The 13,223-nt window shown below is 74.1% G+C and carries 10 protein-coding genes; 3 read left to right on the top strand and 7 right to left on the bottom strand.

What is annotated here, in order from left to right:
- Position 1: 1 nt before the first annotated feature.
- From A4R25_RS20675 to A4R25_RS20665, 3 genes are all read right to left on the bottom strand, one after another.
- Positions 2-982, bottom strand: coding sequence for a B12-binding domain-containing protein (locus A4R25_RS20675; protein ID WP_064447785.1), 981 nt, complete (start codon positions 980-982; stop codon positions 2-4).
- Entirely contained in the window at positions 979-2,568 is a 1,590-nt protein-coding gene (locus tag A4R25_RS20670; protein ID WP_231915593.1) for a PP2C family protein-serine/threonine phosphatase, read from the bottom strand. The genes A4R25_RS20675 and A4R25_RS20670 overlap by 4 nt, the downstream gene beginning before the upstream one ends.
- Positions 2,569-2,778: 210 nt before the next feature.
- A complete protein-coding gene (locus A4R25_RS20665) occupies positions 2,779-4,038 on the bottom strand; it encodes an ROK family protein (protein WP_064447784.1) in 1,260 nt (419 codons plus the stop codon).
- Positions 4,039-4,090: 52 nt separating this feature from the next.
- On the opposite strand from A4R25_RS20665, the gene xylA reads away from it, so the two are divergent.
- From xylA to A4R25_RS20650, 3 genes are all read left to right on the top strand, one after another.
- On the top strand, positions 4,091-5,278 hold the full coding sequence (gene xylA / locus A4R25_RS20660; RefSeq protein WP_043328799.1) for a xylose isomerase: 1,188 nt from the start codon (positions 4,091-4,093) through the stop codon (positions 5,276-5,278).
- Between the two features lie 11 nt (positions 5,279-5,289).
- Positions 5,290-6,744: a xylulokinase gene (xylB, locus tag A4R25_RS20655; RefSeq protein WP_064447783.1), complete on the top strand. Its 1,455-nt coding sequence runs from the start codon at positions 5,290-5,292 to the stop codon at positions 6,742-6,744.
- A 109-nt stretch (positions 6,745-6,853) separates the two neighbouring features.
- Positions 6,854-8,284 (top strand): MFS transporter, encoded by a 1,431-nt coding sequence (locus A4R25_RS20650; RefSeq protein ID WP_043328800.1) that lies wholly within the window; start codon positions 6,854-6,856, stop codon positions 8,282-8,284.
- A 58-nt stretch (positions 8,285-8,342) separates the two neighbouring features.
- Here A4R25_RS20650 and A4R25_RS20645 read toward each other — a convergent pair whose 3' ends face one another.
- The 4 genes from A4R25_RS20645 to A4R25_RS20630 all read right to left on the bottom strand — a co-directional run bounded on the left by A4R25_RS20645 (position 8,343) and on the right by A4R25_RS20630 (position 13,173).
- Positions 8,343-9,989 (bottom strand): alpha-amylase family glycosyl hydrolase, encoded by a 1,647-nt coding sequence (locus tag A4R25_RS20645; protein ID WP_064447782.1) that lies wholly within the window; start codon positions 9,987-9,989, stop codon positions 8,343-8,345.
- Between the two features lie 43 nt (positions 9,990-10,032).
- Positions 10,033-11,103 (bottom strand): LacI family DNA-binding transcriptional regulator, encoded by a 1,071-nt coding sequence (locus tag A4R25_RS20640; protein ID WP_043328803.1) that lies wholly within the window; start codon positions 11,101-11,103, stop codon positions 10,033-10,035.
- Between the two features lie 62 nt (positions 11,104-11,165).
- A complete protein-coding gene (locus A4R25_RS20635; RefSeq protein WP_064447781.1) occupies positions 11,166-12,125 on the bottom strand; it encodes a carbohydrate ABC transporter permease in 960 nt (319 codons plus the stop codon).
- 1 nt (position 12,126) lies between these two features.
- A complete protein-coding gene (locus A4R25_RS20630) occupies positions 12,127-13,173 on the bottom strand; it encodes a carbohydrate ABC transporter permease (protein WP_030502266.1) in 1,047 nt (348 codons plus the stop codon).
- Positions 13,174-13,223 lie beyond the last annotated feature (50 nt).

Here is a 13,223-nt window from a genome sequence, read left to right as displayed (position 1 = left end):
TTCACCCGCGGACGGCCCGTAGCCGGGCCACCACCCGGGGATGCTCGGTCAGCGCCCGCTCCAGCGTGCCGAGCACCTCGTCCAGCAGCGCCCGCCCGCCCCGGGACGTCAGCGCCTCCGCCTGCCACTCGACGAAGTCCCGCAGCAGCCGGTCGTCGTCCACCCGCACGGCCGCGATCAGCGCGTCCACCAGGTGCGCGATGCCGGTGGCGGCGTCCTCGGCGGTCTCCTCGGGCGGGTCCACCGCGGTCAGCGCGAGCCGGACCAGCTCCCGCCGCCGGTGCAGCAGGGCGACGTACGAGTCGTCGGGCGGCGGTGGTGGCGCGCCGATGTGCGTGCCCGCGGACAGCGGCCGGTCCAGCAGCGCGACGGCGTCCCGGGCGCTGGCGCCCCAGGCCGCCGCGCCGATCGTGGCGGCCCACCGGCCCTCCGGCCCGAAGCCGGGGCCGCCCGCCAGTACCGGCACCCCGGCCGTGCGGCTCGCCTCCACCATCCGCGCCGCCCGGACCAGCCGGTTCGGCTGCACGCAGCTCAGCAGTACCGCGTCCGGGCCGGTCTGGTGCAGGTAGGAGACCAGGTGCCGGGCCGGCACGCTGGCGCCCAGGAACGTCACCCGCCAGCCGGCCGCCCGGACCACCTCGGCGACGATCCGGGCGGCCAGCGCGTGCCACTCACCCTCGACGCAGGCCATCACCACGTGCCCACGTCGCGGTGCGCCGATCGTCGCGCCCACCGCGCCGACCACGAGTTCGCTGACATGGGTGGCGGCGTGCTCCTGGGCCACGCTCCAGGAACCGGTGAGCCAGCGGCGGCCGATCTCCTGCTGCGCCACCGCGACGAGGTCCACCAGGATGTCCGCGACCGGCACGCCGTCGGCGAGCAGTTCCTGCGCCAGCGCGATCGCGCCGGCCCGGTCGGCCCGGTCCAGGTGATCGAGATACGCGGCGAGCGTCTCCGGCCCGATCCGGCGCTCCGGGCTCACCCGGCGGCCAGCGCCAGCATGGCGATGTCGTCGTGCGGCTGCCCGTCCAGCCACTCGTCGACGAGCTGGAGCACCCGCTCCACGAGCGCGGCCGGCGGGAGCCCGGCACCGGAGGCGACCGCCTGGCGCAACCGGTCCTCGCCGAACATGGCCAGCTCGGTCGGGCCGCCCCGGGCCTCGGTCACCCCGTCGGTGTACGCCAGCAGCAGGTCGCCCGGCGCCAGCCGTACCTCGGCGTCGACGAACCGCGCGTCGGTGAGCGCGCCCACCGGCATGCCGCCCACCCGGACGGTCTCGATCCCGCCGCCGGCGCGGGCGACGAGCGGGGCGGGGTGCCCGCCGCCGGCCACCCGGACCCGCAGCCCGCCGCCGGGCTCGCGGCGGACCGCGCCGAGCAGGAGCGTCGTGAACTGGGCCCGGCGGGCGGCGTCCGGCGCGTCCAGCAGCGCCCGGTTGAGCAGCTCCAGCAGTTCCCGGGGACGCTGCTCGACGAGGCGCAGCGTCTGCAGCGACTGGCGTACCCGGCCGGTCAGCACTGCCGCGCCGACGCCCTTGCCGCAGACGTCGCCGAGCGCGAGGAGGCCGCCCTCGCCGGTGGGGAACACGTCGTAGAAGTCCCCGCCGATGCGCAGGCTGTCCCCGGCGGCGCGGTAACCGCCGGCGAGCGTCATCCCGGGCAGGCGCGGCAGTTCCGGCGGGAGCAGGCTGTTCTGCAGCACGCGCGCCAGGTGGGCCTGCTCGCCGTACAGCTCGGCGGCGGCCAGCGCGGCGCCGGCCCGCCCGGCGAACTCCCGGGCCAGTGCGATCTCCCGCTGGTCGAAGCCGGGCCGTTCGGGGCGGCGGGCCAGCACCAGCGCGCCGGCCGGGCCGCCGGCGCTGGGCATCGGGCTGATCAGCACGGTGCCCGGCCGGCCGAAGCCGGTGGGCAGCACCTCGGCCAGGTCGGCCAGTTCGGCGTCGAGCCAGGGACTGGGCTCGGTGCGGTCGCCGTCGAGCGCCTCGACCAGCCCGGGGACGGACTCCACCGTGCGCCAGCCGGTCACGCCGGTGACCGGGCCGGAGTCGCCGGTGGCGTACCGGATCCAGTGCGGCGCGTCCTCGGCGGGCGGGGCCGGGCGGTGCACCACCACGGCGACATCGGCCAGGTAGGGCACCGGCAGCGTGACCGCGGCGCGCAGCGTCTGGTCCCGGTGCAGGGACAGCCCGAGCCGGCTGCCGGCCCGGGCGAGGAACGCGGTCCGGGAGCGTTCGGCGAGCAGCGCGTCGGTGCGTGCATGCTCCTCCGTGACGTCTCGGACGTACCAGGCGCCGCGCTCGGCGGCCAGCGGGCGCCGCAGCCCGCGCAACCGCCGGCCGTGGTGCTCGGTCTCGAACGTGTCCGATCCGGTGCGCGCCGCCTCGGCCAGCGCCGGCACCTGGCACCCCGCCAGGTCGACGCCGGGGGTCAGCTCCGGGAGCAGGTCGATGGCCATCGCGTTGATCAGGGCCACCACGCCGGCCGGGTCGACTGTCACGACCGCTTCGGCGAGCCCGTCCAGCAGCTCCTGGGCGAGCCGGTCGTCAGCCGGGAGCGCGGCCCCGGCCACCCGCCGGGGTCGCTTCCTCCAGGCGTGCCCCCCGCCGCTGACCGGCCCCGCGACACCGCCCCGGCGCGCGGCTGTCACCTCAGGTGGCCGGGCGCTTCGGTCAGTCGACCCCTGCGCATGCTGTCGGTGCACTCCTCGCTCGGCGGACAGGTTGCCTGGCGGCAAGCGTACCGAGCGCGGGCACGTAATGCCCGTCCAGGAACGGCCGGATCAGGCGCTGCGGGCCAGCCAGCCCACCGGCCGGTCGACGATCCGGCGGACCACCGAGCCGGCTCCGCCGACCGCCGCGGACTGCGCCCCGAGCACGGCCGGGCGCACCTCGACCGGTGCCCAGGCGGCGGTCAGCACCCGCCGGGAGATCTCCGCCACCACAGGCGGCCGCAGCCAGGGGGCGAGCGGGGCGTATCCGCCGCCGAGCACCACCGTGTCCAGGTCCAGCAGGTTCACCACGCCCGCCACGGCGACCCCGAGGGCGGCGCCGGCGTCGGCCAGTGCGGTCAGCGTGGCCGGGTCACCGGCGTCGGCCAGGTCGGCGAGCCGGGTGGCGGCGGTGTCGGCGGGCAGTTCCGCGCCGGGCAGCCCGGCGGCGGCCAGGATCGCCTCCTGGCCCGCGTACCGCTCCAGACAGCCCTGGCCGCCGCAGCGGCACGGCCGCCCCTGCGGCTGGACCGGGAAGTGACCGATCTCTCCGCTCCAGCCGCGCGCGCCCCGGTAGAGCGAGCCGTCCAGCACGATTCCGGCGCCGATGCCGATCTCGCCGGTGATGTGCAGGAAGCTGCGGGGGCCGGCCGGTCGGGCGTACAGCTCGCCGAGCGCCGCCAGGTTGGCCTCGTTGTCGACCACGAGCGGTGGCACCCCGTAGACCGGCTCGGCCAGCGAATGCCCAGCCAGCAGTGCCGGCACGTCCACGTCCCGCCAGCCGAGGTTCGGCGCGAGCCGGACCAGGCCGCCGTCGCCGACCAGGCCGGGCACGGCGAGCGCCGCGCCGGCCAGGGTCAGTCCGTCGCGTACGGCGGCGGCGCGCGCCTCGGCGGCCAGCGCGGCGAGCCGGGCGAGCGCGTCGGCGGGGGAGACCGGGCGCAGGTCGGCGCGGCGGACCAGGTGGTGCCGGACCGTGCCGGTCAGGTCGACGACGCAGGCCGCCAGGTAGTCGACGTTCACCTCCAGGCCGAGCCCGGCCGGGCCGTCAGAGGCGAGCACCAGCCCCCGGGCCGGCCGGCCCGCACCGGTACGCGGCTCCGGCTCCGCCTCGGCGACCAGCCGGCCGGCGATCAGGTCGTCGACCACGGCGGAGACGGTGGCCCGGGTCAGGCCGGTGTCGGCGGCGATCCCGGCCCGCGAGGGCGGGCGGTCGGCGGCGGCGATCCGCCGGAGCACCACTGCGAGGTTCAACTCGCGCAGGCTGCCCTGCCGGACCGCCCCGGCCGTGCTGGCGCTTGTCACCTCTTGACACTGCCACATCGCCGCCATTTAATTCAACCGCTGAACAAATCGCGGACGACACCACCACTGGAGGTCTGCCATGGCACCCCGTCCCACCCCCGCGGACAAGTTCTCCTTCGGCCTCTGGACGGTGGGCTGGCCGGCCCGTGACCCGTTCGGCGACGCGACCCGTCCCGAGCTGGACGCCGTCGAGGCCGTGCACCGGCTCGCCGAGCTGGGCGCGTACGGCATCACCTTCCACGACGACGACCTGGTCCCGTTCGGCGCGGACGCCGCCACCCGCGACGCCCGGCTCAGCCGCTTCCGCAAGGCGCTCGACGAGACCGGCCTGGTCGTGCCGATGGTCACCACCAACCTGTTCAACCACCCGGTGTTCAAGGACGGCGGCTTCACCAGCAACGACCGCGACGTGCGGCGGTACGCGCTGCGCAAGGTGCTGCGCAACATCGACCTGGCCGCCGAGATGGGCGCGAAGACGTTCGTCATGTGGGGCGGCCGGGAGGGCGCCGAGTACGACGTCGCGAAGGACGTCCAGGCCGCGCTGGACCGCTACCGCGAAGCGGTCGACCTGCTCTGCGAGTACGTCGTCGACAACGGCTACGACCTGCGCTTCGCGCTGGAGCCGAAGCCGAACGAGCCCCGGGGCGACATCCTGCTGCCCACCGTCGGCCACGCGCTCGGCTTCATCTCCACCCTGGCCCGCCCGGAGATGGTCGGGCTGAACCCGGAGGTCGGGCACGAGCAGATGGCCGGGCTGAACTTCGCCCACGGCATCGCCCAGGCGCTCTGGCAGGGCAAGCTGTTCCACATCGACCTCAACGGCCAGCGCGGCATCAAGTACGACCAGGACCTGGTCTTCGGCCACGGCGACCTGCTCAACGCGTTCGCCCTGGTCGACCTGCTGGAGCACGGCGGCCCGAACGGCGGCCCGGCCTACGACGGCCCGCGCCACTTCGACTACAAGCCGTCCCGCACCGAGGACATCGCCGGCGTGTGGGCCTCCGCCGAGGCGAACATGCGCACGTACCTGCTGCTCAAGGAGCGGGCCGCGGCGTTCCGCGCCGACCCGGAGGTGGTCGAGGCGCTCGCCGCCGCCCGCGTGGCCGAGCTGGCCACGCCGACGCTGAACCCCGGTGAGGGCTACCGCGAGCTGCTCGCCGACCGGACCGCGTTCGAGGAGTTCGACCCGGAGGCCGCCGGGGCGAAGGGCTTCGGCTTCGTCCGGCTCAACCAGCTCGCCGTCGAGCACGTGCTCGGCGCGCGCTGAGGCGGGCCGCCATGCCGCTCGTCGCGGGGGTCGACTCGTCGACCCAGTCCTGCAAGGTGGTGGTCCGGGACGCGGAGACCGGCGCGCTGGTCCGGCAGGGCCGCGCGCCGCACCCGCCCGGCACCGAGGTCGACCCGTACGCCTGGTGGGAGGCCCTGCGGGCGGCGGTGGCCGAGGCCGGCGGCCTGGCCGACGTGGCAGCCGTCTCGGTCGGCGGCCAGCAGCACGGCATGGTCTGCCTGGACGCCTCCGGTGAGGTGGTCCGGCCGGCGCTGCTGTGGAACGACACCCGGTCCGCCGACGCGGCCCGGGACCTGGTCGAGGAGGCCGGCGGCGGGGAGACCGGCCGCCGGTTCTGGGCCGAGGCGACCGGCGCGGTGCCGGTGGCCAGCTTCACCGCGACGAAGCTGCGCTGGCTGGCCCGGCACGAGCCGGACAACGCCGACCGGGTGGCCGCCGTGTGCCTGCCGCACGACTGGCTCACCTGGCGGCTCGCCGGCGCGCCCGGCCTGGACGCGCTGCGCACCGACCGGGGTGACGCCAGCGGCACCGGCTACTGGTCGCCGCGCACCGGCGAGTACCGGCTGGACCTGCTGGAGCGGGCCTTCGGCCGGCGCGTGACGGTGCCGGTCGTGCTCGGCCCGGCCGAGGCGGCCGGGCACCTCGACCCGGCGGTGCTCGGCGACGGCGCGGCGTCCGGTACGGCCGGAACCCCGGGAACCGGTGCCGCCGGCCCGGTGCTCCTCGGGCCGGGCACCGGGGACAACGCCGCCGCGGCGCTCGGTGCCGGCGCCGGTCCGGGCGACGTGGTCGTCTCGATCGGCACCTCCGGCACCGTCTTCGCGGTCGCGGACAACCCGGCCGCCGACCCGAGCGGCGCGGTGGCCGGGTTCGCCGACGCCACCGGCCGGTTCCTGCCGCTGGTGTGCACGCTCAACGCGGCCCGGGTGCTCGACGCCACCGCGACCCTGCTCGGCGTCGACCTCGACACGCTCGGTGAGCTGGCCCTGTCCGCGCTTCCCGGCGCCGACGGGCTGGTCCTGGTGCCGTACCTGGAGGGGGAGCGGACGCCGGACCGACCGCACGCCACCGGCGAGCTGAAGGGCCTGACACTGCGCACCTCGACCCCGGCGCACCTGGCCCGGGCCGCGGTCGAGGGGATGCTCTGCGGGCTGGCCGACGGTCTCGACGCGCTGCTCGCCCAGGGCGCCCGCGCCGACCGGATCATCCTGGTCGGCGGCGGCGCCCGGTCCGCCGCGGTACGGCGGATCGCGCCGCAGGTCTTCGGCCGCCCGGTGGTGGTGCCGCCGCCCGGCGAGTACGTGGCCGACGGCGCGGCCCGGCAGGCCGCCTGGGTCGCGCTGGGTGGCGACACCCCGCCCACCTGGTCGGTCGGCGACACCGAGGAGTACACCGGCGAGGCGGTCCCCGCCATCCGCGAGCGCTACGCCCACGCCCGGGGGTAAGGAAGGGCCCCTTCTTAACGCCTGCGGTAGAGGAGGGGCCCCTTCTTAACATGCGCGTCGGCCGGGGGCGGTGTCCCGGAACCCGCCCGCACCTGATTGGCTGCCCTGCATGACGGGCACGAAGGTCTCCCGGCGCGGGAACGCGGCACACCGGTTCTACAGCGTCGTCGTCTTCGTGGTGCTCGCCTCGCTGGACAACGTGGCGATCGGCCTGGTGCCCCCGCTGTACGGGCCGATCTCCACCGCCCTCGACGTACCCCAGCGGATGCTCGGCCTGGTCACCGCCGTCAGCTTCCTGGTCAGCGCGGTGGCGGCGGTGGGCTGGGCGTACGTGGGGGACCGCACCAACCGCAAGCCGCTGCTCATGGTCGGCACGCTGCTCTGGGCCGCCGGCACCGCCGGCAGCGCGCTCGCCGGGGGGTACGCGACGTTCCTGGCCGCGCAGTTCGTCGGCGCGGTCGGGCTGGGCGCGGTGGGCTCGGTCGGCTTCTCCGTGGTCACCGACCTGATCTCGCCGCGCCGACGCGGCCTGGTGATGAGCTTCTGGGGGCTGTCCCAGGGCGTCGGCACGCTGGCCGGGACGCTGCTCGGCGGCGTGCTCGGGGCGACCGACTGGCGGCGGCCGTTCCTGCTGCTGACCGGCGTGGGTCTGGCCGCCACGGTGGCGTACCTGTTCACCTACGACATCCGGCGCGGGCAGAGCGAACCGGAGCTGGCCGGGGCGATCGACGCCGGGAACGAGTACGACTACCGGATCAGCCGCGCCGACCTGCCCCGGATCCTGGCCCGCCGGACCAACCGCTGGCTGATCCTGCAGGGGCTGACCGCCCAGGCCGCGTTCGGCTCGCTGGTCTGGCTGCCGGTGCTGTTCAGCCAGCGGGCCGAGGCGCAGGGTTACTCGCCGGCGACGGCCGTGGTGGTGGGCAGCGTCTTCGCCACCCTGTTCCAGCTCGGCGGGGTGTTCTCGATCGTGGGCGGCCTGGTCGGCGACGCGCTGCAACGGCGTACGCCCAGCGGCCGGGCCACCGTCGCGGCCGTCGGCATCCTCGCGGCGCTGCCGTTCTACCTGGTCCTGTTCTTCGTGCCGATCCGCATCGACGTGCCCGACGGCGCCGGGGCGGGCGCGGTGGTGACGGCGGTGCTGTCCAGCGTGCTGACCGAGCCGACGGTGGGGCTGAGCCTGCTCACCGCCGTGGTGGCGCTGGCGCTGACGTCGGCGAACTCGCCGAACTGGTTCGCGCTGATCGCCGACGTCAACCCGCCCGAGCACCGGGGCACCGTCTACAGCCTGGGCAACCTCGTCAACGGCGTCGGGCGGGCGGCCGGCAACGGGCTGGTCGGGGTGGTGTTCGCCGCGCTGCGTACGGCCTTCCCGCCGCCGTTGAACTACGCGGTCGGGCTGGCCGCGTTCCAGCTCTTCTTCATCCCGACCGGGATCATGTACTGGCTGGCCGCGCGTACGTCGCCGCGGGACATAGCGCAGGTGCACGACCTGCTGCACGCCCGCGCCGACCGCCTGGAAGGAAGGGCCCCTTCTTAACGGTGAGTGTTAATAAGGGGCCCTTCCTATACCGGAGGCGTTAACAAGGGGCCCTTCCTTACACCACCCGGAACCAGACGGTGACGTCCGTCGGGACCGTGGCGTCGTCCAGCGGCGCGCTCGACACCAGCACCTGCGCGCCGGCCGGCAGCGGCGCCGGGTCGGCCCCGAAGTTCGTCAGCACGGTGAGGTCGCCGTTGGTGAACGTGAGCACCTCGTCGCCGGAGGACAGGAACCGCAGCGGGCCCCGGGCCAGCGCGTGCTCGCGGCGCAGCCGCAGCGCGGTCCGGTACAGCTCGTACGTCGACCCGGGCACGCCGCGCTGCCGGTCCAGCGCGTACTCGGCCCAGGTCGACGGCTGGGGCAGCCAGCTCGCGTCGGTCGGCCCGAAGCCGTACGACGGGGCGTCGGCCTCCCACGGGATCGGCACCCGGCAGCCGTCCCGGCCGCGCTCGGTGTGCCCGCTGCGCGCCCAGGTCGGGTCCTGGCGGGCCTCGTCGGGCAGCGTGGTGTGCTCCGGCAGCCCCAGTTCCTCGCCCTGGTAGAGGTAGGCGGAGCCGGGCAGCGCGAGCATCAGCAGGCTGGCCGCCCGGGCCCGGCGCAGACCCAGCGCGGCGTCCGGCTGCGGGTCGTCCACGCCGACGCCGTTGGCCCGGCCACCGGCGGTGCCCAGCCCCAGCCGGGAGGCGTGCCGGACCACGTCGTGGTTGGACAGGACCCAGGTGGTGGGCGCGCCGACGGAGTCGGTGGCCTCCAGCGAGCGGGTGATCACCGCGTACTGGGCCGGCGCGGTCCAGGCGGCCAGCAGGTACTCGAAGTTGAACGCCTGGTGCATCTCGTCCGGGCGCACGTACCGGGCCAGCCGCTCGGCCGGCTCCACCCACGCCTCGGCGACCAGGATCCGCTCACCGGGGTACGAGTCGAGGACCCGCCGCCACTCCCGGTAGATCTCGTGCACGCCGTCCTGGTCCCACATCGGCGGGCGCGGCTTGTCCACCTCGCTGCCGGAGAGGATCTCCTGCGGCTCCTGCCAGTCGGCCAGGTCGGCCTGCTTGATCAGGCCGTGCGCCACGTCCACCCGGAAGCCGTCCACGCCCCGGTCCAGCCAGAAGCGCAGCACGTCGAGGAACTCCGCGCGCACCTCCGGGTTGTCCCAGTTGAGGTCGGGCTGGCCGGAGTCGAACAGGTGCAGGTACCACTGTCCGTCCGGCAGCCGCGTCCAGGCGGGGCCGCCGAAGACGCTCACCCAGTCGTTCGGCGGCTCGGCGCCGTCCGGGCCCTTGCCGTCGCGGATGACGTAACGCTGCCGCTCCGGGCTGCCCGGGGCGGCCGCCACCGCTTCGGTGAACCAGCGGTGCGCGGACGAGGTGTGGTTGGGCACCAGGTCGACGATCACCCGTAGCCCGCGCGCCTTCGCCTCGGCGATCAGCTTGTCGGCGTCGGCGAGCGTGCCGAACAGCGGGTCGACGTCGCGGTAGTCGGCCACGTCGTACCCGGCGTCGGCCTGCGGGGACGGATAGAACGGGGACAGCCAGAGCGCGTCGACTCCCAGCTCGGCGAGGTGGTCGAGCCGGGAGGTGATGCCCGGCAGGTCGCCGATGCCGTCGCCGTCGGAGTCGGCGAACGAGCGCGGGTAGACCTGGTAGATCACCGCCTCGGTCCACCAGCCGGTGCCCGGGGCCTGCTGCGTCGCGTCGGTGTTCAGCGCCTTACTCCTGTCTGGGTGGTGCGGGGACGAGCAAGTTGGTTCAGTGTGCCCGCGGCGGCGCTGTCGATTCGCGCACCACCAGGCGAGTGGGCAGGATCACCGGGGGTGGCGTCCCGTCGTCGGTGCCGGCGCCGCGCGGCGCGGGCACCAGGCCGGGGTACGGCTCGGTGGCCCGTACGCCGAGCGGGTCGAGCAGGATGCGGGCGGCGAGCAGTCCCTGGTCGGCGGCGGGCTGGGCGATCGTGGAGAGCCCGAGCACACCGGCGAGGTCGTGGTCGTCGATGCCGATCACGCTCACGTCCTGCGGCACCCGTAGCCCGGCGTCGCGCAGCGCGGTGACCGCGCCCATCGCCATCTCGTCGCAGGCGGCGAAGATGGCCGTCGGCGGTTCGCCCCGGGCCAGCAGTTCGGCGGTGGCCCGGGTACCCCCGTCGATGGTGAATCGCGACTCGACGTCGAGGCTCGGGTCGGGCCGCAGTCCGGCGGCCCGCAACGCCTCCTGGTAGCCGCGCCGCCGGTCCAGGTGCGTGGTGAAGGCCAGTTCGTCGTCCGGGTCGCCGGAGATGTGCGCGATCCGGGTGTGGCCGAGGTCGAGCAGGTGGCGGGTGGCGGTCCGGGCGGCGGCCACGTCGTCGATCCGGACGCAGGGCCACCCGGGCACCTCGCTGCCGGAGCTGATCGTCACGCCGGGCAGGTCCAGGTTCGTCAGCGCGTGCACGTCCGCCGCGCGCAGCGGGGTGGCGACCAGGATGATCGCGTCCACGCGCTTGTGCAGGCTCGCCGTGCGCAGCACCCGCTGGCGGGTCTGCTCCCGGCCGCCGAGGTTGTAGAGCAGCAGGTCGTAGCCGCTGTCCTGGAGGAACTCCTCGACCGCCTCGACCACCGTGCCGAAGAACCACCTGGTGATCCGGGGCACCACCACCGCGACCGTGCCGGTCCGGCCGCCGGCCAGCCGGCTGGCGCTCGGTGACACCGCGTACTGGAGTTGTTCGGCGGCGGCGAGCACCCGGCGCCGGGTCGCGGCCGAGACCGTCGGCAGGCCCCGCAGCGCCCGGGAGACGGTGGCCGTGGAGACCCCGGCCAGCCGGGCGACGTCGTCAATTCTGGTCATCGTGTGGGCTCCCCGCCGTGACCCGGGCCCCGCCGCCGGCCGTGCCGGCGGCGGGGCGCGGATCAACCCTTGACGCTGCCGGCGAGCAGGCCTCGCACGAAGAAGCGCTGGAGGGACAGGAACACGATCAGCGGTACGACGATCGACACGAATGCGCCGGCCGTCAGCCGCTGCCACTCGTTGCCCCGGGTGCCGGCCAGTTCCGCGAGCCGGACCGTCAGCGGGGCGGTCTCGTCGCCGCCACCGGCGAAGATCAGCGCGACCAGCAGGTCGTTCCAGACCCAGAGGAACTGGAAGATGCCGAACGCCGCCAGCGCGGGCATGATCAGCGGCAGCACGATGGTGCGGAAGATCTTCGGGTGGGTGGCCCCGTCGACCCGGGCCGCCTCCATCAGGTCGCCGGGAAGCTGCGAGATGAAGTTGTGCAGCAGGAACACGGCGAACGGAAGCGCGAAACAGGTGTGCGCGAACCACACCTGGGCGAACTTCTGCTCGTCGACCAGGTCCCACGCGGGCAGGATCTGCACGCCGGCGATCGTGACGCCGGTGGAGAAGAACCGCAGTAGCGGCACCAGGGCCATCTGCAGCGGCACGATCTGCAGTGCGAAGATGCCGATGTAGACCCAGTCCCGCCCCTTGAAGTTCATCCACGCCAGCGCGTACGCCGCGAGCGACGCGAACGCGAGCGGGAAGAGCACCGAGGGGATGGTGATCGCCAGCGAGTTGATGAAGTAGCTGGCCAGCTGCCCGGACGAGCCGGAGCTGAACAGCACCTCCTGGTAGTTCTCCAGCGTGATCTGCGGGTCGCTGAAGAACGTCCACCATCCGGTGGTCTTGATCTCGTTCTCCGGCCGGAGCGAGGAGATGAACAGGCCGAAGGTCGGGATCGTCCAGAGCATCGCGATGACGACCGACACGAGCGTGGCGGTACGGCTGTTCAGACGCTTGCGCACCCGGGCGCCCCGGGTGGTCGGTTCGGTGGCCTGGGCGCCGACTCCGACGGTGGGCGTGGTGGTGGTCATCTCAGCCCTCCCGCTGCTTGCGCAGGTTGCGGATCTGGTAGATCACGATCGGGATCACCAGGACGAACAGGAACACCGCCAGCGCCGAGCCCTGCCCGTTCTCCTGGTAGCGGAACGCCTGGTTGTACATCTCGGTCGCGATCACGTTCGTGTCGTAGTTGCCGTTGGTGGCGGTGCGGACGATGTCGAAGACCTTGAGCGTGGCGATGGAGATCGTCACCACCACGACGATCAGCGCCGGCCGGATGCTCGGAATGGTGATCCGCCAGAACATCTGCCACGCGGTGGTGCCGTCGAGCCGGGCCGCCTCGACGATGTCGGCCGGGATGGCCTTGATCGCGGCGGAGAGCACCACCATCGCGAAACCGGCCTGGATCCACACCATGATCACGATGAGCAGGAACGTGTTCAGCGGCGAGTCCAGCAGCCACTGCTTCGGTTCTCCGCCGAGGCTCACCACGATCTGGTTGAGCAGGCCGATCTGGTCGCCCTCGCCCCGGTAGGCGTAGACGAAGCGCCAGATGATGGAGGCGCCGACGAACGAGATCGCCATCGGCAGGAAGATCAGGGACTTGGCGACCGCCTCGAACCGTGCCTTGTCCACCAGGACCGCGTAGATCAGGCCGAACGCGGTGGCCACCAGCGGCACCAGCAGCACCCAGATCAGCGTGTTGACCAGGACCCGGACGATCGAGTCCTCGGCGAACATCCAGCGGTAGTTGTCCAGTCCCACCCAGTTGCTGCTGCTGGAGTCCATGAAGGAGAGCAGCGTGGTGCGGATGGCCGGCACCACCAGTCCGACGGCGAGCAGCAGCAGCGTCGGCAACAGGAAGAAGAACGCGAACGCGCCCTCGCGCTGCTTGGGCCGGCGGGGCAGCGGCGTGCCGCTCACCGAGGCGGCGACCAGTTGCGCCTCCCGGCGCCGGGCGAAGTACGACGGCACCACGTCGAGGAGCAGGAGCAGCCCGCCCACCACCGCGACGAAGGCGATCAGCCCGTACATCAGCATGAGGAACTTCGGCTGCTCCGCCGCGAAGTCGAACTCCATCGACCCTCCTTCAAGGGTTCGGCTAGCAGAGGTGGCCCGGTCCGGGGAAC

This window comes from Micromonospora sp. NBRC 110037 (assembly GCF_001652995.1).
Classification (GTDB): Bacteria; Actinomycetota; Actinomycetes; order Mycobacteriales; family Micromonosporaceae; genus Micromonospora; species Micromonospora chalcea.
This window is presented reverse-complemented; position numbering and strand designations above follow the sequence as displayed.